We start from the raw sequence: 26,547 nt of genomic DNA, 5'->3' as shown, positions 1-26,547 counted from the left end.
CCGCTCACGACGCTTCCGGCGGGGCCACGTCGGCGCCGTCCATGGTTTCGACGAGCTCAGGCACCCACTGGCCGCCCTCGTCCTTGAGCTTCACCACGAACATCGGCTGGATCATGGCGTGGTCCGATGCCCGGATCTGCTGCGGACCCTTCGGGGCGTCGAATTCCCAGCCCTCGAGCGAGGCGATCATCTCTTCGACGTCGTCCCCGCCGCCCTCGCGCACTGCCTGGACGATCATCTGCGCGGCGACGAAACCGTCGGGCGAGAACAGATCGGCCTGGTGGCCACCCTCGTCGAGGAACGACACCATCGCGTCGTTGACCTCGTTGTCCGGGGCACCGGGGAAGTAGTGGTTGAGGAAGTTGATCTTGTCGGAGGCCTCACCGTACGCGCCGTAGGTGGAGAGGTCGCCGAGGCCGGTCATCACGTTGGTGCTCTCGAGCACGCCCTGCTGCGACAGCGCCTGCCACATCGCGCCGGAGGTGGCTCCCGCCCAGGCCACGAAGACCAGATCGGGCTTCGCGTCGAGGATGCGGGCTGCGAAGGGGGTGAACTCGGTTTCCGCCTCAGGCACCAGCAGCTCGGAGACCGTGGCGCCCTTGGCCTCCAGGATCGCCTTGGCCGCTGCCACGTTGCCCTGACCGAACGCGCTGTTCTGCGCGAACACGAGCACCTTGGAGCCCTCAGAGATCTGGCCCGAGGTGGTGGCGACGTCCTGCAGCGACTGGCGGCCGGAGCGGAACGTGTAGCGGTTGATGCCGGTGATGGCGTCGGCCGCGGCCGGGCCGGAGATGTAGAGCACCTTGTTCTGCTCGGCCTGCTCGGCGAGCGGCCCGGCGACACCGGAGGAAACCGTGCCGCCCATGATCCTGGTGCCGTTGCCGATGGCCTCCTTGGCCGCGGCGACTGCCTTGTCGGGGTCACCGCCGTCGTCGGTGTAGGTGATCTCGAGTTCGCGGCCGTCGACGGCGCCGGAGCCGTCGGTGGCGTAGTCAAGGCCTGCCTGGAAACCCTGGTAGTAGGTCTCGCCGTAGGCGGCGAGAGGGCCGGTCTTGGAGTAGATGATGGCGACCTTCACGGGGTCGCCGGTGGCGACCTCGGAGGTGCTGGCCGATGCGCTGCCGCTGGCCGTGGTTTCGCCGCCGGCGCTCTCGGAGGCGGTGGTCCCGCCACCGGCCGAGGTTTCGGCCGGAGCGGGGGTGGTGCTGGGCGCACAGGCGGCCAGCATCATTGACAGGCCCACAGCTACTGCTGCGAGTACGGGCTTCTTTGTCCGCATGGTGTTCCTTCCGCTGAACATGAAAGGTGATTCAGGTATGAGGATCGTGCCCTGTGCGGAGAGAGCGTGTCAAGGTTTTCAGGTCACATTTCGATCACGACGGGTGAGCGACGCGGGATCGCCGTCGCGGGGACGCCCTCGCTACTGCGCGGCCAGTTGGTGCAGGTGGTCATGGATGACCTCCCACACCGCCGGGTCACTCATGGGGCGGAAGTGGCCCTCGACGCTCAGGGTGACGTTCGTGGCGTCGTCGAGATGCGAGCCGCCCGGGATCATCTGGTCGAACGCGGGGGCCAGGGACACGATCCGACGGTTGACCTCGCGCTCGGCGATGAGCGCGGCCAGCTCCGGGTGTTCCGGGTGGAACAGCCCCAGCGGGGAGCGGCGGAGCAGGAACATCCGCTGCACGCGGTTCCACAGCTGCGAGCCACTGAACGGCGTCGCCACGGCCACCATGCCGGTCAGCACGCCGTCGGATCTGGGGCTGAGCAGCATGGCCTTGCCGATGAGCCCGCCCTTGGAATGTGCGACGACGACGGCGTCGCGCACCTCGAGGGATTCCAGCGCGTCGAGGCCCTGGGTGACGGAGGCCGTGAGCCCCCGCAGGTTCCAGCCGAGCGCGGGCAGTTGGTGGACGGTGTGCCCGTGCGAGACGAGCCACTGCTGCAGCGGCGCCAGGTAGCGCGGGTTCTCCAGGATGCCGGGGATGAGGACGACGGCCGGGCCGGTGCAGTCGCCTGGGGTGCCGGACGTCTCATCCCTGGGGGCGCGGAGCGAGAGGTACTGGTCGCGCAGCGCCACCGCCCAGTCCTGGGCGGCGACCCGGACCGACCGGGGGCTGCGGAGTACCGACCAGGCAGAGACGGGCGGGTGGGGCGAAGCCTCGCCGGATCCAGATGCGGCGTCGTCTGGGACCCCGGATCGAGATGTGGGGTCCTCCGGCCCGCACGGGGCCAGGATCAGCTCGGCCACCCTCTCGGCGTGGGTGTGCATCGCCTGGTGCGCGCCCGGCACCACGGCGACCTGAGTGCGACCCCCGGCCCGATCAGCCAGCTCCTCCAGCCAGCGGCGCGGCGCCATCAGGTCGAGCTCGCCCGCCACGAGCAGCGTCTCGACGTGGGTCAGGGAGATCCGGTCCTCGATGGGGTAGTTCAGCATCGCGGGGAAGATCTGCCACATCCACTTCGGCCCGCAGCTGAGGAAGGCCCGGACCGACGCGGCGGCCGAGCTGGGCTTCTCCTTCAGCGCCGACTGGCTGAACTGGCGCACGAGGGTGCGCGCCCGGCGGCTCGTGCGGTCGACCACCGGCGACAGCAGCACCATGCGGGAGCAGAGCCCGGGTTGCTGGGCCTCCGCCTCGACGACCACCTGGGCACCCATCGAGTGCCCGATCCACACGGCCCCCTCGACGCCCAACTCGGCCACCGCGCGGCGGGCCAGCGTGGCGAACTCGGCGATCCGCAGCGTCTGGTCCGGCTCTGGGGTGGGCCCGAAGCCGGGCAGGTTGAGCAGCACCAGCCGGCCGCCGCGCCCCAGCGCCTCGGCCAACGGCTCGAAGTAGCTGGACGCCACCCCCAGCCCGTGCACCAGCACGAGGGTGCGAGCGTGGTCACCGGTGGACGTGAGGGCCTGCAGGTGGAAGCCGTCCACGTCGATCGAGGTGCTCGTCAGATGCATCGCCCCAGCGTAATCACCCGACGGGGCGCCCGGCCCCGTCCGGGGTCAGCCCACGCGGGCGGCGGCGAGCTCGTCCTCGGGAGGCAGCGTGTGCTTCGGCGGCTCCTTCACGAACAGCGCCACGATCAGGCCGATCAGCAGCACCAGGACGATGCCGAGGATGCCCCAGTGCTGCGCGGACTCCTCGTCGCCGGCGCCCGTCACCGCGAGCCCGAGCGCGATCGCCAGGCCGAACATGAGCGGGGCCAGGAAGCTCACGGCCCGGCCCGTCGTCGCGTAGAGGCCGAACATCTCGCCGCTCATGCCCTTCGGGATGAGGCGGGCGAGGAAGGAACGGCTGGCGGACTGCGCCGGGCCCACGAACAGGCACATGGCCAGGCCGAGGCCCCAGAACACGGGCTTGCCGCCGTCGTGGAACACGAACACGCCGAGGCCGAGCAGCACCAACGCGACGAGCGAGCCGATGATCACGCTCTTGGGGCCGAGGCGGTCGTCGAGCAGGCCGAAGAGGATCGTCGAAACGCCGGCCACGACATTGGCGGCCACGCCGAAGATCACCACCTCGCTGAACTCGAACCCGAAGGTGCCGGCCGCAAGCACGCCACCGAAGGTGAAGACGCCAGCCAACCCGTCGCGGAAGAGTGCCGCGGCGATCAGGAAGAACAGCGTGTTGGGTGCGGTGCGGGCGAGCCGCTTGATGGAGCTGAAGAGGGCCCGGTAGGAGCCGACGATGCCCAGCGACGGGGCGGGATGCGCCGGCCGACGGTCCTTGATCGCGATGAAGATCGGGATGGAGAAAACCAGCGTCCAGGCACCACACAGCAGCATCGACAGGCGCACCTGGTCCGCGTCGAAGCCGGAGCCCATGAGCGCGATGATGAGCAGCAGGATGGAGATGCCGCCCAGGTAGCCGAGGCCCCATCCGAGGCCGGAGACGCGGCCCACGTTGCGCGGGGTCGACACCTGGTCGATGGCCGCGTAGTAGTTGACGTTGGCGATCTCCGAGACCACGTTGCCCGCGCCCAGCAGGATGGCGCCCAGCAGGAAGTACTCAGGCGCGGGGGCGACGAAGTACATCGCGGCGCAGATGGCGGCCAACAGCCAGGTCTGCCACCTGAGGTGGAACATCCGCTTGCCGGAACGGTCTGATCCCTGGCCGAGCACCGGGGCCAACAGGGCGATGAACAGCCCTGCGATACCCGTGGCCCACGCCAGTTTCATCGTGACCTCGTCCTTCGGGCCGAAGGCCGAGCTGGTCAGGTACACCGCGAAGACGAACGTGGTGATGACCGTGGCGAAAGGCTGTGTTCCCCAATCCCACAGCGCCCAAGAAAAGACCTTGCCCTTACTGGCCTTCGCCGAGGAAAGGGCACCGGTCGTCTCGGGCGACGGCGTGATGGCTGGAACTGCGGATGTGCTCACCAGCGCACATTAACGCGCGCGACTTAACTTTCGGTGAACGACTGCCAACACACCCAAAAGTATGAGAAAAACCCCATATACCTGCCCGTGGAAAGACGTTACGGTGATTATGTGGGCTGCCGTCCACGCGAAACTGAAACAAGGAGGAACCATGCGAATCGGTTCTGGCATCATCCTCATGGCCATCGGCGCCATCCTGGTGTGGGCCGTCGATGCTGAGGTGCCTTACGTCAGCCTCGACATCATCGGCTACATCCTGATCGCCGCCGGCGTCATCGGGCTCATCTGGGCACTTCTGGCCTCGCAGCGCACCCGCGTCACCGAAGCCCGCACGGTCCAGGATCCCAACACGGGCGAGACGGTGCACCGCGCTGAATCGCACGACGGTCTCTGATTAGAACGCAACACAAAGGGTCCGCTCCTCCGGGGGCGGACCCTTCTTCTTGGTGGGACCCCTCCAGACTTGGACGATCGATTTTGTGCACTCGATCCAAGTTGTAAGGTGGGGGCGCAGCCATAGGAACCCACACCGGCGCCCACGACGGTCGCACGGGAGTAGAAGGAAAGGCATACGCATGACCGACAACGGAGTCCTCAAGTACGGGGATCTCGAGCTCGATCTGCCGATCGTGGAGGCCACACAGGGAAACAACGGTTTCGACGTCAGCAAACTGCTGTCGAGCACGGGGCTCACCACCCTGGACCCTGGCTTCGTTAACACAGCGTCGTGCACTTCGGCCATCACATTCATCGACGGCGACAAGGGGGTGCTGCAGTACCGCGGTTACCCCATCGAACAGCTCGCAGAGAAGGCCACGTTCATCGAAGTGGCCTACCTGCTGATCTACGGCGAACTGCCCACCCAGGCAGAACTCGACGAGTTCTACGGCAAGATCTCCCGCCGCATGACCCTCGACGAGCGACTCCGTGAGTTGTACCGCAGCTTCCCGCGCGGCGCCCACCCCATGCAGGTGCTCGCTGCCGGTGTCACGGCGTTGGGCGCGTTCCACCGGGAACACCTCGACGTGCACAACCCTGAGCACGTGGAGGAGTCGTCTCTCAGGCTCCTCGGCTCCATGCCGACGCTGGCGGCCTACGCCTACAAGTCGTCCATCGGCGCGCCGTTCCTGTACCCCCAGACCAAGCTGGGCTACGTCGAGAACTACCTCCGCCTCTCCTTCGGCACGCCGTCGGAGGAGTACGAGATCGACCCCGACGTCGTACGCGCCTTCGAAACGCTGTTCATCCTCCACGCAGACCACGAGCAGAACGCCTCCACCTCGACGGTGCGCCTCGTCGGCTCTGCAGACGCCAACATCTACGCCTCCATGAGCTCCGGTGTGGCGGCCCTGTCCGGCCCGCTGCACGGCGGCGCCAACCAGGCGGTCCTCGAGATGCTGCGCGAGATCAGCGCCGAAGGCCTCAACATCAAGGACTTCGTGTCCCAGGTGAAGGACAAGAAGTCCGGCGTGAAGCTGATGGGCTTCGGCCACCGCGTGTACAAGCACTACGACCCGCGGGCCAAGATCATCAAGGGCCACGCCGACACGCTCCTGCGCAGCACTGACAAGAACAACCACCTCCTCGACATGGCCCTGGAGCTGGAGGAGACGGCGCTGAACGACGAGTACTTCATCGAACGCAAGCTGTATCCGAACGTCGACTTCTACACGGGCCTGATCTACGAGGCGATGGGCTTCCCCGCGTCGCACTTCACCGCTCTGTTCGCCCTCGGACGGCTCCCAGGCTGGATCGCGCAGTGGCGTGAGCAGCACGCAGACCCGCACCGCAAGATCGGCCGCCCGCGCCAGATCTACATCGGTGAGAAGGAGCGCGATTACCGGCCGATCAACGAACGTTGATCCCACCGAACCGCAGCTGACAAGGGCCCTGGTCTTCCAGGGCCCTTGTTTTTCCTGTTCCCCGCGACCTTCGTCCGGCTGTCCTCCCGGGACGCCCCGGGTAAACGCTCAGCCGAGGTGCCCATTGGCACAGCCGCTCCGAACGATGCTCCTCCTCCAGGGTGAGGATGAATCAACCCAGGAGGTCGTCCATGCGCAGAATTCTCGCTCTCTCCGCCGCCGCATCACTGTTGGCCAGCTCCGTCGTCGCAGCCGGTTCGGGGCCTGCGATGGCCGCTGACCCGCTGGTGCTCCCCACGCCGCAGTCCATCATCCGCGAAGGCGCGGCCGTCGCACTCGACGGGGCGGTCACCGTCGTTGCGCCCGCCGATGTGGACGGGCCCGCGAAGCGTGAACTCATCGAGGTGCTCGCCGGCGTCGACGCCACGGTGACGTGGGCCAATGAAGCCCCCGCCGCCGGTACCGTCATCCACTTCGCTGAGACCGACCCGACGACACGGGCGGTGGCTGCGCAGCTGGGCGTCGCGGACGCCTCCACCCTCAACACCGAGGGCTACGTGGTGGCCAACGGCACCGTCGGAGGGCAGCCCACCGTGCTGCTGGAGGGCGCCAGCGCACGGGGGTTGTTCTACGCCGTCGACACGTTCGAACAGCTCCTCCAGGGCTCGACGATGGCCCCGGCCACGGTGCGCGACTGGCCGTTGATGTCCATCCGCGGTGGCATCGAGGGCTTCTACGGCATTCCGTGGTCGCACCAGGCGCGCCTGGACCAGCTGGAGTTCTACGGCGAGCACAAGATGAACACCTACATCTACACGCCGAAGGACGACGCCTACCTGCGCAGCCAGTGGCGCACGTTGTACCCCCAGCCCGAGCTCGAGCAACTCGAGGAACTCGTCCAGAGGGGCCGGGACAACCACGTGGAGTTCGTCTTCGCGCTGTCGCCGGGCAATGACATCTGCTACTCGCTGGACAGCGACTTCGACGCCACCATCGCCAAGTTCGAGCAACTGCGCCAGATCGGGGTGCGGACGTTCTACATCGCCCTCGACGACATCGACCCCTACCTCAAGTGCGCCAAGGACCTGCAGCGCTTCACCCTGCCGGGCTTCCGCAAGCTCGCCGAGGGGCAGGCGTACTACCTGAACCGCGTCATCAACGAGTTCATCAAGCCCAACAACCTGGAGCCGCTCCAGACGGTGCCCACCAACTACGCGGGCTCCGCACCGGACGCCTACAAGCTGGAGTTCGGCACGCAGACCGACGACTCCCTGATCATGCAGTGGACGGGTGAGGGTGTCTTCTCGGACCAGATCACCATGGAGTCTGCCGCCCGGGCGAAGACCACGTACAACACCGAACACCTCTACATCTGGGACAACTTCCCCGTCAACGACGGCCAGCCGGACCGGCTCTTCCTCAACCCGCTGTCCGGCCGCGCCGCGGATCTGTACCAGCACCTGGAGGGCTTCACGTCCAACCCGATGGTGCAGTCCTACGCCTCGATGATCGCGCTGGCCGGCTACGCGGACTACACGTGGAACGGGCCCGCCTACACCCCGGCCGTGACGCAGACGCGCATCCTCGACGAGCTGGCGGGCGACGACCCGGCGGTCCGCGAGGCGCTCGAGGTCTTCGTCGACCTGAACCAGGACTGGAGGCCCTACCGCCCGTCGTCTCCGCAGGCACCGGCGCTCGGCGCCGACATCGCCGCATTCTGGGCCGCGCACGACGCGGGCACCGCGGCCGGCACGCAGCCGTTGAAGGAGCGCCTGGCCACCATCGCCGGGTTGGAGGAGTCGCTGGCGGGCATGGCCATGACCGGCTTCTACGACGACTCGCTGCCCTGGATCCAGGCGGCGGCCGAATGGGCCACCGCGCTGAGTGAGGCCGTCGTCGGGCTCGAAGAGCTGGCGGCCGACGACGGATCGGGTGCGGCTGCGTCGTTCCTCGCCTCGGCGGCCGAGCGTAAGAAGGCCACCACCACCTACCGCGTTGACGGGCTCAACGGCCTGACCCCGGTGGCTGACAGGTACATCCCGAAGGTGGGCGACACCCGCTTCGACACCTTCCTCCAGGAGGCCTATGGCCGCTACCTGACGTGGCTGGGCGCGGAGCCCTACGCGTCGGAGACGTTGCCGGGCACGCCCACGCGGTCCGCCAGACTGGGCCAGTACCAGACCAACGCCATCGAGCGGATCGTCGACGGCAACCTGAGCACGTTCTGGTGGTCGAGCGCGGCGCCGCAGACCGGCGACTGGGTCCAGGTGGACCTGGGCTCCGTGCAGGCGGTGGGCGGCGTGTCCGTGCACCAGGCCGACAGCGACGGCTCCCGCGGCGACATGTTCTACAACGCCGCGCTGGAGTACTCGACGGACGGGGCCGCGTGGACCGCGGCCGGCGAGTTCACAGATGCAGTGGTGCTGGCGGAGTCGTTCCAGGAGCCGGTGCAGGCCCGCTACGTGCGGGTGCGGGCCACGGCGCCCAACGCCGGCGGACAGTGGATCAAGATCCGCGAATTCCGCGTCCTGCCGCCCAGCGCGGAGTTGGCCAGCACGGTGCCGGACAGCAACCCCGTCGCCGCGGTGGACGCGAACCTGACCACCGCTCTCGAAGGCACCGCTGAGGCGGGCCAGTACCTGTCGCGCGGGCTGGACGCGCCGCTGCAGAACGCGCAGATCCGCGTGGTGGGAGCGGAGCTGGGCGGCACCGTCGAGGCATTGGTCGACGGCGCGTGGGAGGTTGTCGGGGAGGCTACGGCGCCCTGGTTCGAAGGGGTCGTCGGCGGTGAGGTGACCGCGGTGCGCATCGTGTTCGACGCCGGCCCGATGAGCGTGACGGAGCTGGTGGTGTCGCCGTACGACGGCGTGATCCCGAGCCCGTCGCCGTCGCCGTCGCCGTCTGCGAAGCCGTCGGTGTCGCCGTCTGCGAAGCCGTCTGCGAAGCCGACCAACAGCCCGACGCCCCCGTCGAAGTCGCCCAGCGCGAAGCCGACGGTCACGCCGAGCACCCCGGGGCGCTTCGAGCCGAAGCCGCCGTACACGGCGCCCGGCATCGTCGAGCTCAATGGCCGCCAGTGGATGACCACCTGCGAGCCCTACTCGCAGACCGAGCGGTGCCGCACGGAGATCTGGGCCACGATCGTCCGGGTCCGGGGCGGCGAGTACGTCCGCGAGAACGCCTGGGCGTTCAACAACCTGACCTACCTGCCCTACATGACGCGGGCGGCGTGGGAAGGCAACCCGCTCGGCGACGCCGGCGCCACCGACGACGGCGTGTTCACCTCGGGTGGGCGGCAGTGGCGCACCGAGTGCGACACCGCGGCCACGGGCCGCGGCGCGTGCCGCAGCTACACGTGGACGACGGTGTACGCGGCCACCGCCAAGCCGGGCGGGGGCTACGCCTTCAGCCAGTCGAACCAGTGGGTCTTCAACAACATCGTGATGTTCCGTACCGGCTCTGAGCGGACCTCGGGCGACAGCGACGGCCCGAAGTTGTACTCGGCCGGTTCCTGAAGAGCGGCAAGCGAGGAACGGGCGCACCGCTCACGAAGGACCCCCGAAGCCGCTCTGACACCTGAATGAGGACCCCGGAGTTGAAGGACTCCGGGGTCCCCACTTGTGGAGGCATTTCAGTCAGCCGGCGGTGGGGTCCTCGTCGGGGGCTCCAACCTCGAGCAACTGCAGCGCGCCGGTGGGGCAGTTGCGCACGGTGGTGCGGAGGCGCTCTTCACGTTCGGCGTCATCGGCGGCGGACGGGTTGATCCACGGGCGGTTGGCCGTGTTGAACACCTCGGGCATGGTGCGGACGCACTGGCCGTTGTGGTTGCAGAGCGCGGAGTCGAACGTCACGTCCACCAGGGGGCCGTTGTAGCGCTTGCGGCCGTGCGTGGGGATGTCGCGTTCCGACGCTGGCCTGGCCACGGCGACCGCGCCCACCATCTCGCCGTGGTCGTTGCGCAGCGCAGCGAACGTCATGTCGATGTAGACGCTCCCGCCGTCCTCCCGCAGCGACTTGGTGCGGCGGGCCTGACCGTCCGACGCCAGCGCGCCGCGCAGCATCGCGGACGAGAAACCCCGGTGGTGCGCCTCGCGCAGCTTCAGCGGGATCATGAAGTCGACGTCACGCCCCAGCGCGTACTCCTTCGACCAGCCGAACAGGTCCACGCACGCCCGGTTCCAGGCGCGGACCAAGCCGTCCTCGTCGATCACGATGATGGCGTCCGTGGCGCTGTCCAGCGCCCAGCCCGCGACCTCTGCGCTCAGCGCACAGTCGGCGGCGGTCCAGTTGGTCATGTGCCCTCCTGATCTCGCGCCCCATCATTCAGCAACCGGCGCGGATAAGTCCAGGGAACCGGGAGAAAACCGGCCTCCAGCCGCATGCCATACCTCTGCGCTGCGCGAGAGGAGCTCTTCCAGGCTCGGCGGGTCAGAGTGCGCTTCATCAGGGCGGGGTGGTGCCTTGGGTGGCGGGGTGAGTTCGCGTAGTAGGTGGCGGGGGTGTTGTCGTGGTGTGCGGGCTGGGTCGATGTGCCGGGGTGGGGTGAACCATGGCATCCCGGTGTGCGGATCGAGGTGGACTTGCCACTGCGATTCGGCTGATTGTTGCGGGTCTGGCTCGACGAGGCGGTGGTGGTGTGGACAGAGCAGGACTGCGTTGACTAGGGAGGATTGGCCGCCGTTCCACCAGGGGATGATGTGGTGCGCTTCGCAGGTGGCGGGGCGGGCGGTGCAGCCGGGGAACGCGCAGCCGCCGTCGCGGAGGACGAGCGCGGTGCGGATGGCGGGGGTGAACAGGCGATGCTTCCGGCCGACGTCGAGGGGGCGGGAGTTCCCGCCGAGGACGGCGGGGATGAGGTGGGCGTCGCAGGCCAGGCGGCGGGCGTCGCCGGCGGAGAGGCCGTCGAGGTCGTCGGCGCCCACGATGCCGACGTGGCCGAGCCCGGTGAGCAGGGTGTCGTAGTTCAGGGTGACGGTGACCTGCGGCCTGTCCCCGCCGTGGGCGGGCAGTTGCCCGGTGGCGGCGGCTGCCTGGACCAGCAGTATCAGCGCGTCGGCGCGGCGGACCTCCCGGCTGGGCAGTTCTCCTGCCTCGCGGTAGGAGGACGGGGGCGGCTCGATGGCGTCGAGTTGCGCCTCGAGCAGGTGGGCGTGGGCGGTGGGCAGCAGCGCGGTGACTTTCGTGCCGCCGTGGTGGTCTGGGGTGAGGCGCAGGTACCGGTTGCGCATGGCGGCGCGGTCGTGGGCGTCGAGGCGTTGTTGCGCGGCGGCGTCTGCGCCGTCGGGGTCTGCCAGTTCGTGGAGGCGGGTGGCGAGGGCGCGCAGTTCGGCCGGGCCGAGGGTGTCGGCGTGTTCGAGGATGGTTTCCTGGCATTGCACCAGGTCTGTGCGGGTGAGTGAGCCGGGCAGTTTCCGCAGGCCGTCGATGATGGCCTCGGCCTGGGCGAGGGAGATGGCGCCGTCGTGGAGGGCGGCGGCGATCAGCGGGAACCGTTCGGCGAGGTCTGTGGCGAGTTTCAGGGAGGCGACCGCCTGGCCGGTGGTGGTGCGTACCGAGTGGCGGACCTGGTCGATGACGGGTGCGGCGGCGGCGAGCCTGGCCTCGTGGATGAGGTGCAGCCGCAGACCGGCCAGCTGGGCTTCGGCCTCGGCTACCGCGGCCACCATGCCGGCGAGCCGATCGGCCGTGTCGTGGCCGGTGCTGAACGAGGGCACGGCGTCCCAGAGCGCGGCGATGTACCGTTGCCCCAGATCACGCATGTCGTCCATACGCACTATTAAAATAGACAGCACTGACAAAACCGTGCCGGAACGGCCCAATGGGGGAAATCCTCGAGGGGCCGTGGATGCTGCGCGCACGAGCGAGCGCCAACGATGGACGCCACGTCGCACGAGTCAAGGTGTGATGGCTCCAGGTACATGCCGGGACCCGTCACACGCTGACGGGCTCAACCAGCGTTGCGCTCGGCCCACCAGCTTTTCAGCAGCTCGACGGCGTCGTCGTGGTCCATGGGCCCGTTCTCCGTGCGGTGTTCGAGCAGGAACGCGTAGGCGGCACCCACCTCGCGGCCCGGCTTGATGTCCAGGATCTCCATGATCTGCGTGCCGTCCAGGTGGGGACGCAGCGCGCTGAGCTCCTCCTGTTCGGCGAGCTCGTCGATGCGCCACTCCAACTCCTCGTAGGCCCGGCGCAGTTTGGTGGCCTTGCGCACGTTGCGGGTGGTGCAGTCCGCCCGGGTCAGGATGTGCAGGTGCTCGAGCTCGTCGCCCGCGTCGCGCACGTACCGGCGCACCGCCGAGTCGCTCCACTCACCGTCGGCGTACCCGTGGAAGCGGAGGTGGAGGTCGATCAGCTTGGCCACGGACTTCACCACCGTGTTGGGGTACATCAGGGCCTTGAGTCGCTTCGTGGCCATCTTCGCGCCGACGACGTCGTGGTGGTGGAACGTCACCTTCGACGCCTCGAAGCGGCGGGTGGGCGGCTTACCGATGTCGTGCAGCAACGCGGCCAGGCGGTTGACGATGTCCGGCTCGTGGCCGCGGGCCTTCTCGAGCTCGATCGCCTGGTCCAGCACGGTCAGCGAATGCTCGTAGACGTCCTTGTGCCGGGAGTGCTCGTCGATCTCGAGCTGCAGCGCGGGCAGCTCCGGCAAGATGATCTCCGCCACCCCGGTGCGTACCAGCAGGTCGATGCCCTCGCGGGGCTGGTCGGTCAGCAGCAGGCCCGTCAGCTCGGCCTGGATGCGTTCGGGTGAGACGATCCCGATCCGCTCCGCCATGTCCTTCATCGCCTGCACCACGTCGGGTGCGACGGTGAAGCCCAGCCGGGCGGCGAACCGCGCGGCGCGCATCATCCGCAGCGGGTCGTCGGAGAAGCTCGCCTCGGGCGTGCCGGGGGTGCGGATCAGGCCGTCGGCGAGGTCCTCGAGGCCGCCGTACGGGTCCACGAACTGCCGCGTGGCCACGTTGATGGCCATGGCGTTGATGGTGAAGTCGCGGCGCACGAGGTCGCCGTCGATGTCGTGACCGAAGTTCACCTCGGGTTTACGGGACTCGCTGCGGTAGATGTCGGCCCGGAACGTGGTGATCTCGATCTGCCACTCGCTGTCGGCAGTCTTCTTGTGGGCGCCGATGGTGCCGAAGTCGCGGCCGATGTCCCACGTCGACGGCGTGAACTTCTTCAGCAGCGCGTGCGTCTGGTCCGGGCGGGCGGAGGTGGTGAAGTCGAGGTCGTGACCCAGTTGGCCGAGCAGCGCGTCGCGCACGGAGCCGCCGACGAGATACAACTCGTGGCCGGCGTCGCGGAACAGCCTGCCCAGGTCATCGATGACGGGCGCGATGCGCAGGAGTTCCTGCATCGCGTTGGTCTGGGCGGCGGTCAAGCTGGGCACGGGCGTCGATTCTACCCTTCGCGCGCAGGGCAGAATGTGGCCATGCCTGATTTCTGGGAGAAGCTGCTGTTGGCCGGCATCGTGATCGCGGTGGCGCTCATACTGCGCGTCGTCCTGATGTTCGCCATCGGCCGCACGGTCAAGAGCCTCGCCTCGCGCGAGCGTGCCGTGGGTGACGACCTGGGCACCCGGGCCCGCCGCATCCTCGCCCGCGCCAGCGGCGTCAGCGCCGAGAGGCACCGCCAGCGGGTGGAGACCCTCGGCTCGCTGCTGCGCAACGTCGTCGACATCGTGCTGCTGGTGGTCGTCCTCCTCACCGTGCTGGCCACGTTCGGCGTGCCGATGGGCCCGCTGATCGCGTCGGCCGGCGTCGGCGGCGTGGCGCTCGGCTTCGGCGCCCAGTCGCTGGTGAAGGACTACCTCTCCGGTGTGTTCATGCTGGCCGAGGACCAGTTCGGCGTCGGCGACCTCATCCGCGTCGGCGAACTCACCGGCACCGTCCAGGAGGTCACCCTCCGCGTGACGAAGCTGCGGGACGCGACGGGCACCGTCTGGTACGTGCGCAACGGCGAGGTGCTGACGCTCGGCAACGTGTCGCAGGGCTTCTCCACCGCCACCATCGACGTGCCGGTGGCCATCGACGAGGACCCGGAGAAGGTGCAGGACCTGCTGCGCGCCGCCGTCGGACGGATGGACGAGGAGCCGGAGTTCGCCGAGCAGTTGCTGGAGGCGCCGACGGTGCTGGGCGTGGGGGCCGTGGAGGGCGGCACCATGACGGTGCAGGTGCTGATCAAGACCGGCCCCAACCAGCAGTGGGCGCCCATGCGCGCCGTGCGGGCCCGCGCTCAACGGGCGTTGGCGGAGGCCGGGATCCGCGGCCCGATCCTGCCCGGCGGGATGAAGCCGCCGTCGCTCTGACGGGCCACCCGCCCAGGCATGCCGAGGCACATCTGAGTTGTGCATCGACTCCGCTGCACAACTTCACTCTGCCCGACCCACGGCTCGGCCCAAAGCCCCGATTCGGTCTGCTTGAGCGCGACACTTACCCTTGAAAGGGTCGGCTCTGCGGGGTCGGCGTGGTTGTCAACGGTGAGAGGGACACATGGCCACGACTGGCAAGAAGGCTGCGGCGAAGCGCGCTGCGGGTAAGAAGGGTGCGCAGAAATCGCGCGCCCGGAAGATCTGGGGCCGCATCGGCATCACCGCCCTGGTGCTGTTCATCATCGGTGGCCTGGTGGGCATCGGCGGCTTCGCGTACCTCTACAACACCACGGACCTGCCGGACCCGAACTCGGATTTCACCACCAACACCACGTTCCTCTACTACCAGGACGGCGCCAACCAGCTGGGGTCGCTCGCGGTGCAGAACCGCGTCACCATCCCGTACGACGAGATGCCGCAGCTGATGAAGGACGCCGTCATCGCGGCGGAGAACCGGTCCTTCTGGGAGGACCCGGGATTCTCGGTGCCCGGCATGCTGCGCGGCGCCTGGTCAATCGCCCGCGGCGGCGAGGTGCAGGGCGGCTCCACCATCACGCAGCAGTACATCAAGATCCTCTACCTCGATTCCAGCCGGACGATGTCGCGCAAGGTGCGCGAACTGTTCCTGGCCACCAAGATGGGCCGTGAGATGCCCAAGGAGGAGATCCTCGAGGGCTACCTCAACACCATCTACTTCGGCCGCGGCGCCTACGGCATCCAGGCCGCCGCGAAGTCCTACTTCCTCAAGGACTCGAAGGACCTCACCGTCGGCGAGTCCGCCGCCCTCGCGGCCATCCTGAACAACCCCGCCGGGTTCAACCCCTCGGGCGGCCAGGAGAAGCTCGACAGGCTGCTGGGTCGCTACCAGTATGTGCTGGACGGCATGCTCGAGATGGGCGCCATCTCGCAGGCCGAGCACGACGCGGCGCGCCCCGCGCTGCCCACGTTCCCCGAGGTGCCGGTCAACGACCGCTATGGCGGCCCGAAGGGCTTCCTGATCAAGATGGTCGAGGACGAACTGCTCGCCAACGGCTTCTCCGAGGGGGAGATCCAGGGCGGCGGCCTCAAGATCGTCACCACGCTCAGCAAGCCCATGCAGGAGGCCGCCATCCAGGAGGCCCAGCGCTACACCGCTCAGGCCGCGGCCGACGCGGAGGGCACGCCTGACCCGTCGAAGCTGCACGTGGCCATCTCCTCCGTCGACACGGCCAGCGGCGGCGTGCTGTCGCTCTACGGCGGCGCCGACTACGTGAAGAGCTCCCGCAACTGGTCGCTGACCAAGCGCCCCGCCGCGTCGACGTTCAAGCCGTTCGCCACCATCGCGGGCCTGCGCAACGGGTTCTCGCTGCAGTCCATCCTCAAGGGCGACACCTTCACCCCCCGCGGCGACACCCAGCCCGTCCGCAACGAGTTCAGCAACCAGTACGGCCCGGTCACGCTGCGCAAGGCGACGGCGGACTCGATCAACACCGCGTTCGTCGACCTCACCGAGCAGATGGAGAACGGCCAGCAGGAAGTGATCAAGGCCGCCAACGACGCGGGTGCCCCCACCGGGCCCGCCTGGGAGGAATCCGGCAACCGCATCGCGCTGGGCTTCGGCGAGGTCAGCCCTGTCGACATGGCCAACTCCTACGCCACGCTCGCCAACTCCGGCCAACGCAACGCCACCCACATCGTGAAGCAGGTCCTGGACCGCGACGGCCAGGTGGTCTACGAGGCCACACCCGCCAACGAACAGACCATCGACGCCAACGTGGCCGCCAACGTGACGGACTCCCTGCGCTCCGTCGTTCAGGAGGGCACAGGTCGTCGCGCCCAGGAGTTGGGCCGCCCGGTGGCCGGCAAGACCGGCACCAACGGCGTCGAGGACGCCATCACGTCGGCCTGGTTCGTGGGCTACACCAAGCAGATCTCGACGGCGGTGATGTACGTCGCCGGCGACGGGGGCAACGAGGACCTCGAGCCTTACAAGCGCCCCCAGGACCGGACGTTCTTCGGCTCCAGCTATCCGCTCATGACCTGGGTGTCCTACATGGCCCGCGCCACCGAGGGCATGCCGGTGGAGGAGTTCGACGAGCCCAAGGACATCAAGGCGGACAAGGGCGAGACGACCGACGAGTCCGAGCCGCCGGCCAGCGAGGAGCCCTCGCCGTCACCCACCCCGTCGCCGACGCCGTCCCCCACCCCCACGCCGTCGCCGACCCCTTCGGAGGAGCCGACGGTGGAGCCCACGCCGTCGCCCACGCCCACCGTCGCGGAGACCACGGAGGCGCCGGCGACGACGCCCCCGGCCACCACGCAGGCTCCGAAACCGAAACCGAAGCCGAAGCCCACCAAGGAGGAGACCGAACAGCCGGCCCCCACCGTGGCGCCGGAACCCACCGCGGAGCCGACGGTGGCGCCGTCGCCGACGGTCACCGCGGCTGTGCAGGACGCGGTGACCACGGAGCCGTAAACGTCGGGGCGGCTACAGTGAGCGCGTGAAGAACGCGCTGCTGCCCGGCCTCGGGGGCCCCATGGGCCGTCATGCCAACCCGCGGGGTATCTGGTTCAACCCGTTGCCGTGGGCCTTCCTGCTGGCAACGGCCGTGTTCCTGGTGCTGTTCGTGCGTCACGTGCCGTGCGTCCAGACCACGGCGCACCAGCAGGTCGACATGTACAAGCTGCTCTGTTACACCGACATCCAGTCGTCGTGGCTGGGGCAGGGCTTCGGGCGGGGCAACTCGCCACTGGGCAGCGCGACGATGCTGTTCGCGCCGCTGATCGCCGCGGCCATCCTGGTCACGCGCAAGACGGCGACGGTGCTGTTCGATGCGCCCATCCGCCGCAGCGCCAGCCTCGCCGACGAGGTGGACTCCAGCGTCGTCTTCTTCGGCCTGACGGTGCTGGGGCTCTTCGTCTGTTTCCTGATCCTGGTGGCGTGTGTCGCCTGGCTGGGTCGTCGCCGGCCCGGACGCCCGTCCTGGGACGCCCTGATCGTGGCCGCCTCGCCCGTGGTGCTGGCCGTGGGCCTCGTCAACTGGGACCTGGTGCCGGTGGCGTTCACCGCGCTCGGCCTGGTGCAGGTGGCCCGCGGGCGGCTGCTGGAGGCGGGCATCGTGCTCGGCCTGGCCGCCTCAGCCGGCACGATGCCGATCGGCGTGATCCTGGCGGTACTCGTCAGCCTGGGCCTGCGGGGAGGCTGGCGCAGGGCCACCGCGTTCATCGCGCCGGCCCTGGTCACGTTCTTCGCCGTGCACCTGCCACTGCTGCTCCAGAACTTCGACCGCGTCTACCTGTACTACCACGGCGAGATCAACAAGGGCACCAGCTACGGCTCGCTCTGGTACGTCCTCGAGCTGATGTTCGGCCTGCAGCTGCGGGAGTCCGGGCCGCTGCTTTTCGTGGTGTTGCTGCTCGGGCTCGGCGCGTTCATCGCCTACCTGTACGTGGCTCGGAAGCGGCCGCGGGTGGGCTCGATGGTGGCGGTGGTGGTCTTCGCCACGCTGCTGATGGGCCCCGCGTTCCCGCCGCAGTCCGCCCTCTGGCTGCTGCTGGCGCTCGTGCTGGCACGCCCGTACAAGCCGGAACTGATCGCCCTGTCCATCACCCAGGTGGCCTACTACATCGCCATCTGGGGGTGGCTCGGCGGGTGGCTGACCACCAACCAGAACGGGCCGTTCATGCTCTACTGGGCGGCCATCCTCCTGCACGTCGCGGTGGAGGTGTGGATCCTGGCCGAGGTGGTTGCCGACATCGTGCGGCCCACCCGCGATCCGCTCCGAGACCCGGTGCTCCCCGACGAGAAGGACTACCTCGCCGGCTTCGAGCGCCCCACCGCCGCCGCGACGGTCTGAGCCTCAGCTCCCCTCGGGCCAGTTGTCCGGGGTGCCGTGGCCACCCTCCACCACGTCCTCCTTCTCCAGATCCGCGACGGAGTCCACCGGCCGGTAGCCCAGCTCCAGCATGGTGTTGGTGAGGTCCCAGCGGCGGTTCGGGTTGTCCGAGATGGCGTAGTAGAGGCCGTAGCCGACGTTCTCCGCCTCGATGGCGCGCCGGAACACCCGCTCGGTGTCGTCACTGCTCAGCCACATGGCGTGGAGCAGTTCCTCCTCTGCCGCCAGCGGGTCCTCCGTGGACCAGCCGATGCGCAGCGAGATGAACTCCAGGCCGTACTTGTCGTGGTAGTACCGGCCCAGCGCCTCGCCGAAGACCTTGGACACGCCGTACAGCGAATCAGGCCGGGGGAGGTGGTGGGGGTAGACGGGCCAGTCCTCGTCGCGGTCGTACATGCCCATCGCGTGGTTGGATGAGGCGAACACGAACCGGCGCACGCCCGCGTCGCGGGCCGCCTCCAGGACGTTGCGGAAACCGATGATGTTGGGGCCCACCACCTCGTCCCACTCGGCCTCAGGGGAGGCCTGACCGGCCAGGTGGAGGACCACCTCGACCCCGTCCATGAGCGCGCGCACCTCGTCGTAGTTCTCGAGGTCCGCCGTGCGGAGGCGCTTGGCCTGCTCGTCGTTGGCGGGGGTGCGGCCGTGGGAGACGACGTCGTAATCCGGCATGAGGCGCTCCTCGAGGAGCAGCCCGATCCCGCCGGTGGCACCGGTGATGAGAATCCTGCGCTTGTTGTCAGCCATGATCCATCTTCACAAATGACCGGGCCAACCGCTCAGGTCCAGAAGATCTCGTCAGGGGTCGCCGTCGTCATGCGCGTGGTGACCGGCACCTCGTCGCCGACCTTCGTAAGCGGGTACTCGCCGGGCACGAAGACCATCGACGAGTGCATGTGCGGGGGTTCGGCGAAACTCCGCTTCTTCCCGCCGATCGCATACGGCGACAGCGTGCGGCCGACGGCGTCCAGCAGGCCCTGCGCGAGAGTCACGCCGCGCTGCTTCAAGGAGCGCTGCGGCACGGGAGCCGCCATGGCCACGCCGTGGGCGGTGCCGCCGGAGACGATGACGATCCACCCGTCCTTCGGTGCGGGCACTCCGTGGTAGCCCAGCACCTCGCCCTTCTTGATGCGGTGGACGTCGAGCACGGTGGCGGTGGTCCGGTAGGCCTGCTTGTCGCCGAGCCAGAGCCTGGTGCCGACGCGCAGGTAGGTGGGTACGCTCAGGCCGGCCGCGAAGGTGCGGTAGTCGTCGACGCTGAGGTGCGACAGCCACACGGGGCCGGTGCGGGTGGCCAGACCCGCCTGCGCGAGCCGGTTCGCCTCCGCGAGCGAGCCGTCGGCCGGGAGGTGGACGGCCCAGCCCTCGAACCAGAGGTCGCCGAACGCGTCTGCTGCCAGTTGGCGCGGATCCAGCCCGTGGCGGTGCATCGCGGTCTCGATCTCGACGATGACCCTGGCCTTCGGATGCGACTGGGTCAGCGCGCGGAGGTCCTCGGCGCGCGAGACGGTGGTGATGACCTTCGGGTCGTTCAGCAGGGCGGTGGCCGCCGCGTCGAAGGGGCGCCAGGGATTGAGCACCACGATGTCGTCGTCCCAGCCGCCCGCCCGCACGGCTGCGACCTCCTGGGCGATGCCGACGGCAAGCGTCTGCGTGCCCAGCCGTTTGGCCTCCGCGGCCAGCGTGCCGAGGCCGAAACCGTAGCCGTTGCCCTTCGCCACGGGGACGAGCCCGCCCACCTGCCGCTGGAAGCCGTCGAGGTGTGCGCGCCAGCGGTGCGCGTCGATGTTCAGCGTCAGCGTCATGTCATCGCCTCTTGAGGTACTGGTTGAACGCCCAGTGGATGGGCTTGTTGATGGCGTAGTCCCATTCGCCCAGGTACGCCACGGCCTCGCCGCCGGTGCCCACCTTGAACTGGATCAGGCCGATCTCGGGATGGTCCGCGCCCACGCCCTCGACGATGCCGCGCATGTCATAGACGGCGCAGCCCGCGGCGTTCGCGTCGCGGATCATCTGCCACTGGACGGCGTTGGAGCCGCGCACCTCACGCTTGGCGGTGGTGGAGGCGCCGTAGGAGTACCAGGCGTGCTCGCCGACGGTGACCATGGTGGTGGCGGCGACGAGGTCGCCGTCGTGCTCTGCCAGGTAGACCTTCATGCGCTCAGGGGCCTCCGCGTTGAGCGCGTCCCACATCACCTCGAAGTAGGAGAGGCCGCGGCCGGTGAAGCCGTCGCGCTGGGCCGTCTCGAGGTAGATCCGGTGGAACGCCGCCAGGTCAGCACGGGTGCCGGTGCGGACGGTGACGCCCTCCTTGCCGGCCTTCTTGATGTTGCGGCGCCATTGCTGGTTCATGCCCTTCAGCAGCTCGTCGTCGCTCTTCTGCGTGCCGTCCCCGTGGCGCAGCGGCAGGTGGAAGTTGAACTTCGGCTGGCCGGCCGCGAAGCCCTCGCCCTTCTCGTCGGTGACCCAGCCGGCATGCAGCAGGGCGTTGCGCACCCGGGTACCCACCAGGCTGGTCTCGTCCGGCTCCCGCTGGGAGAGGAGCGTGACGTTGTCGTCTGCGACGGCGTCCTTGATGGTCTGCGCCGCCCAGCGCCGGTGCGTGAGCCACGGCCCGATCCGCACCGCGAACGCCTTGCGCTGCTTCGCGTGCCTGACCAGGGCGTCCACATGCTCGTCGACGTCCGGGCGGGCCCAGTCGAGAACGGGCCCCTCGGGGAGGTAGGCGAGGTAGCGCTTCACCTTCGGCAGCTGCCGGTAGAGGATGAGGCCAACTCCCGTCAGCTCGCCGTCGGCGAAGAACCCGACGGACTCGGAGCGCCACTCCGGCTTCACCTTCCCCCACGCCGGGGTCTGGAGGAACGACGCGGAACCGCGCGCCTCGATGAAGGCGAGGTGCTCCTCGGCCGGGATGGGACGACACTCGATGCTCACGAACCACAGGCTACCCAAGTCGGCCCGCAGGCCGTGCCACCGTAGGATCTCTCCATGCCCGACGTCCGTACCCTTGTCCTACGAGCCGTCGACACCTATCTGCATTCCTGGGTGCTGCGCCTACTGGCGCTGGGGTGGCTGGGCTACCTCACCTACAGCTGGCTCTACGGCTTCCCGGGCGAGGACTTCATCCCGTACCGCATCGACTTCGACGTCTACCGCATCGGCGGCCAGGTGTTCCGCGACGGCGGCGAGCTCTACGGCCGCATGCCGGACACGATCATCGGTGCGAACCTCCCGTTCACCTACCCGCCGATCGCGGCGGCGATCTTCTCCGCCTTCACGTTCGTCTCCTGGCGGGTGGGCTCGGTGACGCTGTCCGCGCTGACGGTGGCGGCCATGCTCGGCGTGTTGTACCTGGTGGTGCGCGAACTGGGCAGCAACCGACGCGACGCGCTGTGGCTCACCGTCGCGCTGGGCTGCCTCGCGCTGCACCTCGACCCGCTGGCCGAGACGGTCGAGTTCGGCCAGATCAACGCCGTCCTGATGGCGCTGGTGATGGTCGACCTGCTGGCCGGGAGGGGCAGGTGGTGGCAGGGCTCGCTGGTGGGGCTCGCGTTCGCGGTGAAGCTGACGCCGGTGGTGTTCCTCGCCTGGTTCCTGATGCGGCGCGACTGGCGCCCGCTCATCGTCGGGGTGGGTTCCGCGCTGCTGTACACGGGGATCGGGTTCGCTCTGCGGCCGCGCGATTCCATCGCCTACTGGACGCGGGTGCTGCCGGATTCGGAGCGGATCGGCGAGCCGGCCTACCCGGCCAACCAGTCCCTCAACGGCATGGTGCACCGCGCGCTGAGCGGCGACGCCGCCACCTGGATCTGGTTGGTGGCCTGCGTCCTGATCGGCCTGGCCTGCCTGGCGCTCGTCCGTGTCCTCTTCGCGCAGGGCGATGACGTGACCCCCGCCGTCGTGCTGGGGCTCTACGCGCTGGTGGCCTCCCCGGTGTCGTGGAGCCACCACTTCGTCTGGGTGGCCCCCGCCCTGGTCGTCGTCACGGCCTGGGCGTGGCGGCTCGGCCCGGTGTGGGCGGCCTGGCTGACGGCCCTGACCGGGGCCGCCGGGCTCTGGGTCTTCCGCCACTCACCCCACTGGGACTTCCCGCACCCGCCCGAGCAGAACCCCAACTGGACGCCCTTCCAGCAGGTGGTGGGCGGCGCCTACTTCTGGTGGGTCCTCGGCGCGCTCGTCGTCCTGGGCCTCGCGGCGTTCGTCCACCGCCGCAGCCTACGCAGCAGGCCGTCGAGCTTGTAGGGTCGACATCATGGCAAACATGAATGAGAAGCCCGAGATCGACTTCCCCGGTGGCGAGCCCCCGGCAGATTTGGACATCACGGACATCGTGGAGGGCGACGGCGCGGTGGCCGCGGCCGGCGACGTCGCGCACGTGCACTACGTGGGTGTCGCCTTCGGCTCCGGCGAGGAGTTCGACTCCTCCTGGAACCGCGGCGAGCCGCTCTCGTTCCGGCTCGGCATCGGCCAGGTCATCCAGGGCTGGGACAAGGGCATCCAGGGCATGAAGGTCGGCGGCCGTCGTCAGCTGGTCATCCCGTCGCACCTCGCCTACGGCGAGCGTGGCGCAGGTGGCGTCATCGCCCCGGGCGAGACGCTGATCTTCGTCTGTGACCTCATCGGCCTCAACTGATCACCCACGGCTGGGCGAAGTGACTCCCGGGGGCAAGCGGGTGGTCGGCGTACGCGACGTCGCCACCCTCGCGGGCGTGTCGCGTCAGACGGTGTCGAGGGTCCTCAACAACAACCCCGACGTCGCGGAGGCCACCAAGGCCCGCGTCGTCCGGGCGATGGAGGAGCTCGGCTACCGGATGAACAACGCCGCCCGGGCCCTGGGCACGCGCCGCTCCCGCACGCTCGGGATCCTCGCCTCCGATGCGCTGCTGTACGGCCCGTCCCGCTCGGTCGCCGCCATCGAGGCGTCGGCGCGGGTGGCGGGGTACTGGATCAGCGCCGCGTTCGCGCAGGCCGACGACGACACCGCCGTGGCCGCCGCCATCGAGCACCTCGTGGCTCAGGGGGTGGAGGGCATCGTCGTCGTGGCCCCCCACGAACAGACGCTGCGCACCATCGACGCGCTGGCGACGGGCGTTCGTGTCCTCACCCTGCACTCGGCCGGTCACGGCGCGCCCTGGCTCTCCGTAGACCAGGCCGAGGGCGCCCGCCTGGCGGTGGACGCGCTGGCGGATGCCGGGCACGTGAGCATCGCCCACCTCGCCGGGCCGGCGAGTTGGCTGGAGGCCGAGGCTCGGGCCGCCGGCTTCACCGCCGAGACGCAGGCCCGGGGCCTCGACGGCGTCGTCCTCCACCTGGGCGACTGGACGGCGCGCTCCGGCTACGAGGCGGCCGCGGCGGTGCTCGAATCCGGTGCCACCGGCGTCTTCACCGCCAACGACCAGATGGCGCTCGGTCTCATCGGCGGGCTGCACGAGGCGGGCGTCACCGTGCCGGGCGACATCAGCGTCGTCGGCTTCGACGACATCCCCGACGCGGCGTACTACTGGCCGCAGCTCACCACGGTGCGCCAGGACTTCGAGGAACTCGGCCGCCGGGCCGTTGAAGCCTTCATCGCGGGTCCGGATGCCGCGGCGCCCGCACGGGAACCCATCGCACCGGTGTTGATCCCGCGCGCGTCGGTCGCCCGCCCGATCGCTGACCGCCTGGGTCCTTGACCTACGGCGCTGTTGGAGATACGCTTGTGTGACCGGTCACAGTCGACTCTGGGAGGTTACCCGTGAGCACACCCTTCTCCGCCGAGGTCCAAGCCGCCATCAGCAGCGTCCGGGCTGATGTCGCCCGGCTGCACGGCGAACTCGTGCGCTACAACCTGATCGTCTGGACGGGCGGCAACGTCTCCGGCCGGGTGCCCGGGGCGGACCTGTTCGTCATCAAGCCGTCCGGCGTCAGCTACGACGACCTGACCCCGCAGAACATGATCCTGTGCGACCTCGACGGCAACGTGGTTCCGGGCTCAGAGGGCAGCGAGCGCTCGCCGTCGAGCGACACCGCCGCGCACGCCTACGTGTACCGCAACATGCCCGACGTCGGCGGCGTCGTGCACACCCACTCCACGTTCGCCGTCGCCTGGGCGGCGCGCGGCGAGGAGATCCCCTGCGTCATCACGGCCATGGCGGACGAGTTCGGCGGCCCCATCCCCGTGGGCCCGTTCGCGATCATCGGCGACGACTCCATCGGCCGCGGCATCGTCGAGACCCTCCGGGGCCACCGCAGCCGCGCCGTGCTCATGCAGAACCACGGCCCCTTCACCATCGGCGTGGACGCGAAGGACGCCGTCAAGGCCGCCATCATGGTGGAGGACGTCGCCCGCACCGTGCACTACGCGCGCGAGGCCGGACCGCTCGTCCCCATCCCGCAGGAGGCGATCGACAGCCTCTTCGACCGCTACCAGAACGTCTACGGCCAGAGCACCGACGCTCGCCGCTGACACCCCACCCCACCACCGCGTACCGACGCAGCCCTCAGCCACCGAAAGGTCCATCCGCATGCCCAAGCTCACCACTTCCCTCGACGGCTACGAGGTCTGGTTCCTCACCGGAAGCCAGCACCTGTACGGGCCCGAAACGCTCGCCCAGGTGGCGGAGCAGTCCAAGGAGATCGCCCGGGTACTCGAGGAGGCGGGCGACGTTCCGGTCTCGATCGTCTGGAAGCCTGTGCTCACGGACTCCGCCGCGATCAAGCGCGTCGCTCTCGAAGCCAACGCCGACGACCGGGTGATCGGCCTCATCGCCTGGATGCACACGTTCAGCCCCGCGAAGATGTGGATCGCCGGCCTCGATGCGCTGCAGAAGCCGCTGGCCCACCTCCACACCCAGGCCAACGTCGAGCTGCCCTGGGCGGACATCGACTTCGACTTCATGAACCTCAACCAGGCCGCGCACGGCGACCGTGAGTTCGGCTACATCCAGACCCGGCTCGGGGTGCCGCGCAAGACCATCGTCGGGCACGCCTCGGACCCGCAGGTCCAGCGCGAACTGGGCACCTGGCAGCGCGCGGCCGCCGGCCTCGCCGCCTCCCGCAGCCTCAAGCTCGCCCGCTTCGGCGACAACATGCGCTTCGTCGCCGTCACCGAGGGCGACAAGACGGAGGCGGAACTGCGCTTCGGCGTCCAGGTGAACACCTGGGGCGTCAATGAGCTGGCCGACGCGGTCGCCGCGGCGTCCGAGGATGCCGTCGACGCTCTCGTCGCCGAGTACGAGGAGCTGTACGAGGTCGCTCCGGAGCTGCGTAAGGGAGGGGAGCGGCACCAGTCGCTCCGCGACGGCGCGGCGATCGAGCTCGGCCTGCGCTCCTTCCTGGAGGAGGGCGGCTTCGGCGCCTTCACCACCAGCTTCGAGGACCTCGGCTCCCTCAAGCAGTTGCCGGGGCTGGCCGTGCAGCGCCTCATGGCCGAGGGCTACGGCTTCGGTGCCGAGGGGGACTGGAAGACCGCCATCCTGGTGCGGATCGCCAACGTCATGGGCGCGGGCCTGCCCGGCGGGGCGAGCCTGATGGAGGACTACACCTACGACATGACCCCGGGTGACGAGCTCATCCTCGGGGCGCACATGCTGGAGGTGTCGCCGTCGCTGACCACCGCGAAGCCCACCCTGGAGATCCATCCGCTCGGCATCGGCGGCAAGGAGGACCCGGTGCGCCTGGTCTTCACGGCAGACCCTGGGCCCGCCGTGGTCGTCGCGCTGAGCGACATGCGCGACCGCTTCCGCCTGACCGCCAACGTCGTCGAGAACGTCGAGCCCCGCGCCGCGCTGCCCAAGCTGCCGGTGGGCCGCGCCGTCTGGAAGCCGCAGCCGGACTTCAGGACCAGCGCCGCCGCGTGGCTCACCGCCGGCGCCGCGCACCACACCGTGATGTCGACGGCCGTGGGCATCGAGGCGTTCCGCGACTTCGCGGACATGGCCCAGGTGGAGCTCCTGGTGATCGACGACGCCACGACGCTGCCGGAGTTCCAGCAGCTGGTCCGCTGGAACCAGGCCTACTACCGCCTGGCCCAGGGCCTCTGACGGCTGAACCCGGTCCGCGCCGCCGGGGGAGCGGCCGGGC

Annotated in this window: 20 protein-coding genes; 11 read left to right on the top strand and 9 right to left on the bottom strand. The window is 69.1% G+C overall.

Features of this window, described 5'->3' with window-relative positions:
- Nucleotides 1-4 precede the first annotated feature (4 nt).
- The 3 genes from C3E87_RS08180 to C3E87_RS08170 all read right to left on the bottom strand — a co-directional run bounded on the left by C3E87_RS08180 (nt 5) and on the right by C3E87_RS08170 (nt 4,354).
- Complete coding sequence (locus tag C3E87_RS08180) at nt 5-1,279, bottom strand: substrate-binding domain-containing protein (protein ID WP_076061491.1); 1,275 nt, start codon at nt 1,277-1,279, stop codon at nt 5-7.
- A 141-nt stretch (nt 1,280-1,420) separates the two neighbouring features.
- The gene (locus C3E87_RS08175) at nt 1,421-2,956 is read right to left on the bottom strand and encodes an alpha/beta hydrolase (RefSeq protein ID WP_083665499.1); all 1,536 of its coding nucleotides are present in this window, start codon (nt 2,954-2,956) and stop codon (nt 1,421-1,423) included.
- Nucleotides 2,957-3,001: 45 nt separating this feature from the next.
- Nucleotides 3,002-4,354: an MFS transporter gene (locus C3E87_RS08170; RefSeq protein WP_076061596.1), complete on the bottom strand. Its 1,353-nt coding sequence runs from the start codon at nt 4,352-4,354 to the stop codon at nt 3,002-3,004.
- Between the two features lie 175 nt (nt 4,355-4,529).
- On the opposite strand from C3E87_RS08170, the gene C3E87_RS08165 reads away from it, so the two are divergent.
- The 3 genes from C3E87_RS08165 (at nt 4,530) to C3E87_RS08155 (ending at nt 9,755) form a co-directional block, all read left to right on the top strand.
- Complete coding sequence (locus C3E87_RS08165) at nt 4,530-4,772, top strand: DUF6458 family protein (protein WP_076061489.1); 243 nt, start codon at nt 4,530-4,532, stop codon at nt 4,770-4,772.
- Nucleotides 4,773-4,953: 181 nt separating this feature from the next.
- Nucleotides 4,954-6,240, top strand: coding sequence for a citrate synthase (locus C3E87_RS08160; protein ID WP_076061487.1), 1,287 nt, complete (start codon nt 4,954-4,956; stop codon nt 6,238-6,240).
- A 191-nt stretch (nt 6,241-6,431) separates the two neighbouring features.
- Nucleotides 6,432-9,755, top strand: a complete 3,324-nt coding sequence (locus C3E87_RS08155; RefSeq protein ID WP_076061485.1) for a beta-N-acetylglucosaminidase domain-containing protein — start codon at nt 6,432-6,434, stop codon at nt 9,753-9,755.
- 120 nt (nt 9,756-9,875) lie between these two features.
- On the opposite strand, the gene C3E87_RS08150 is transcribed toward C3E87_RS08155, so the two are convergent.
- The 3 genes from C3E87_RS08150 to C3E87_RS08140 all read right to left on the bottom strand — a co-directional run bounded on the left by C3E87_RS08150 (nt 9,876) and on the right by C3E87_RS08140 (nt 13,597).
- Nucleotides 9,876-10,535 (bottom strand): (4Fe-4S)-binding protein, encoded by a 660-nt coding sequence (locus C3E87_RS08150; RefSeq protein ID WP_076061483.1) that lies wholly within the window; start codon nt 10,533-10,535, stop codon nt 9,876-9,878.
- Between the two features lie 24 nt (nt 10,536-10,559).
- A complete protein-coding gene (locus tag C3E87_RS08145) occupies nt 10,560-12,008 on the bottom strand; it encodes an HNH endonuclease signature motif containing protein (RefSeq protein ID WP_076061481.1) in 1,449 nt (482 codons plus the stop codon).
- Between the two features lie 179 nt (nt 12,009-12,187).
- Nucleotides 12,188-13,597, bottom strand: a complete 1,410-nt coding sequence (locus tag C3E87_RS08140) for a CCA tRNA nucleotidyltransferase (RefSeq protein ID WP_143570951.1) — start codon at nt 13,595-13,597, stop codon at nt 12,188-12,190.
- A 75-nt stretch (nt 13,598-13,672) separates the two neighbouring features.
- Between C3E87_RS08140 and C3E87_RS08135 the strand changes: the two genes are divergently transcribed.
- From C3E87_RS08135 to C3E87_RS08125, 3 genes are all read left to right on the top strand, one after another.
- On the top strand, nt 13,673-14,548 hold the full coding sequence (locus C3E87_RS08135) for a mechanosensitive ion channel family protein (RefSeq protein ID WP_076061593.1): 876 nt from the start codon (nt 13,673-13,675) through the stop codon (nt 14,546-14,548).
- Nucleotides 14,549-14,732: 184 nt separating this feature from the next.
- A complete protein-coding gene (locus C3E87_RS08130; RefSeq protein ID WP_076061479.1) occupies nt 14,733-17,066 on the top strand; it encodes a transglycosylase domain-containing protein in 2,334 nt (777 codons plus the stop codon).
- 25 nt (nt 17,067-17,091) lie between these two features.
- A complete protein-coding gene (locus tag C3E87_RS08125; protein WP_076061477.1) occupies nt 17,092-18,447 on the top strand; it encodes a glycosyltransferase 87 family protein in 1,356 nt (451 codons plus the stop codon).
- 3 nt (nt 18,448-18,450) lie between these two features.
- On the opposite strand, the gene C3E87_RS08120 is transcribed toward C3E87_RS08125, so the two are convergent.
- Genes C3E87_RS08120 through C3E87_RS08110 form a run of 3 tightly spaced genes read right to left on the bottom strand, consistent with a single transcriptional unit; the run spans nt 18,451 to nt 21,420 of the window.
- The gene (locus C3E87_RS08120; protein ID WP_076061474.1) at nt 18,451-19,233 is read right to left on the bottom strand and encodes an NAD(P)-dependent oxidoreductase; all 783 of its coding nucleotides are present in this window, start codon (nt 19,231-19,233) and stop codon (nt 18,451-18,453) included.
- 32 nt (nt 19,234-19,265) lie between these two features.
- Nucleotides 19,266-20,291, bottom strand: coding sequence for an alanine racemase (locus tag C3E87_RS08115; protein WP_076061471.1), 1,026 nt, complete (start codon nt 20,289-20,291; stop codon nt 19,266-19,268).
- A gap of 1 nt (nt 20,292) precedes the next feature.
- Nucleotides 20,293-21,420 (bottom strand): peptidoglycan bridge formation glycyltransferase FemA/FemB family protein, encoded by a 1,128-nt coding sequence (locus C3E87_RS08110; RefSeq protein WP_083665503.1) that lies wholly within the window; start codon nt 21,418-21,420, stop codon nt 20,293-20,295.
- Nucleotides 21,421-21,474: 54 nt separating this feature from the next.
- Here C3E87_RS08110 and C3E87_RS08105 point away from each other — a divergent pair, with 54 nt between their 5' ends.
- From C3E87_RS08105 to araA, 5 genes are all read left to right on the top strand, one after another.
- Nucleotides 21,475-22,728: a glycosyltransferase 87 family protein gene (locus C3E87_RS08105; protein WP_076061469.1), complete on the top strand. Its 1,254-nt coding sequence runs from the start codon at nt 21,475-21,477 to the stop codon at nt 22,726-22,728.
- Nucleotides 22,729-22,747: 19 nt separating this feature from the next.
- Nucleotides 22,748-23,119 (top strand): FKBP-type peptidyl-prolyl cis-trans isomerase, encoded by a 372-nt coding sequence (locus C3E87_RS08100; RefSeq protein WP_076061586.1) that lies wholly within the window; start codon nt 22,748-22,750, stop codon nt 23,117-23,119.
- A gap of 19 nt (nt 23,120-23,138) precedes the next feature.
- A complete protein-coding gene (locus C3E87_RS08095; protein WP_076061466.1) occupies nt 23,139-24,158 on the top strand; it encodes a LacI family DNA-binding transcriptional regulator in 1,020 nt (339 codons plus the stop codon).
- A 62-nt stretch (nt 24,159-24,220) separates the two neighbouring features.
- A complete protein-coding gene (locus C3E87_RS08090; protein ID WP_076061464.1) occupies nt 24,221-24,931 on the top strand; it encodes an L-ribulose-5-phosphate 4-epimerase in 711 nt (236 codons plus the stop codon).
- A 58-nt stretch (nt 24,932-24,989) separates the two neighbouring features.
- Nucleotides 24,990-26,507, top strand: coding sequence for an L-arabinose isomerase (gene araA / locus C3E87_RS08085; protein WP_076061461.1), 1,518 nt, complete (start codon nt 24,990-24,992; stop codon nt 26,505-26,507).
- Nucleotides 26,508-26,547: the final 40 nt, after the last annotated feature.

The sequence above is a fragment of the Tessaracoccus sp. ZS01 genome (assembly GCF_022342445.1).
GTDB lineage: Bacteria > Actinomycetota > Actinomycetes > Propionibacteriales > Propionibacteriaceae > Arachnia.
This window is presented reverse-complemented; position numbering and strand designations above follow the sequence as displayed.

Bases quoted from the DNA above. Each gene is read 5' to 3' on its own strand.
- C3E87_RS08180 (WP_076061491.1), bottom strand. From the start codon at position 1,279: ATGCGGACAAAGAAGCCCGTACTCGCAGCAGTAGCTGTGGGCCTGTCA.
- C3E87_RS08175 (WP_083665499.1), bottom strand. From the start codon at position 2,956: ATGCATCTGACGAGCACCTCGATCGACGTGGACGGCTTCCACCTGCAG.
- C3E87_RS08165 (WP_076061489.1), top strand. From the start codon at position 4,530: ATGCGAATCGGTTCTGGCATCATCCTCATGGCCATCGGCGCCATCCTG.
- C3E87_RS08160 (WP_076061487.1), top strand. From the start codon at position 4,954: ATGACCGACAACGGAGTCCTCAAGTACGGGGATCTCGAGCTCGATCTG.
- C3E87_RS08155 (WP_076061485.1), top strand. From the start codon at position 6,432: ATGCGCAGAATTCTCGCTCTCTCCGCCGCCGCATCACTGTTGGCCAGC.
- C3E87_RS08150 (WP_076061483.1), bottom strand. From the start codon at position 10,535: ATGACCAACTGGACCGCCGCCGACTGTGCGCTGAGCGCAGAGGTCGCG.
- C3E87_RS08145 (WP_076061481.1), bottom strand. From the start codon at position 12,008: ATGGACGACATGCGTGATCTGGGGCAACGGTACATCGCCGCGCTCTGG.
- C3E87_RS08140 (WP_143570951.1), bottom strand. From the start codon at position 13,597: ATGCAGGAACTCCTGCGCATCGCGCCCGTCATCGATGACCTGGGCAGG.
- C3E87_RS08135 (WP_076061593.1), top strand. From the start codon at position 13,673: ATGCCTGATTTCTGGGAGAAGCTGCTGTTGGCCGGCATCGTGATCGCG.
- C3E87_RS08130 (WP_076061479.1), top strand. From the start codon at position 14,733: ATGGCCACGACTGGCAAGAAGGCTGCGGCGAAGCGCGCTGCGGGTAAG.
- C3E87_RS08120 (WP_076061474.1), bottom strand. From the start codon at position 19,233: ATGGCTGACAACAAGCGCAGGATTCTCATCACCGGTGCCACCGGCGGG.
- C3E87_RS08115 (WP_076061471.1), bottom strand. From the start codon at position 20,291: ATGACGCTGACGCTGAACATCGACGCGCACCGCTGGCGCGCACACCTC.
- C3E87_RS08105 (WP_076061469.1), top strand. From the start codon at position 21,475: ATGCCCGACGTCCGTACCCTTGTCCTACGAGCCGTCGACACCTATCTG.
- C3E87_RS08100 (WP_076061586.1), top strand. From the start codon at position 22,748: ATGAATGAGAAGCCCGAGATCGACTTCCCCGGTGGCGAGCCCCCGGCA.
- araA (WP_076061461.1), top strand. From the start codon at position 24,990: ATGCCCAAGCTCACCACTTCCCTCGACGGCTACGAGGTCTGGTTCCTC.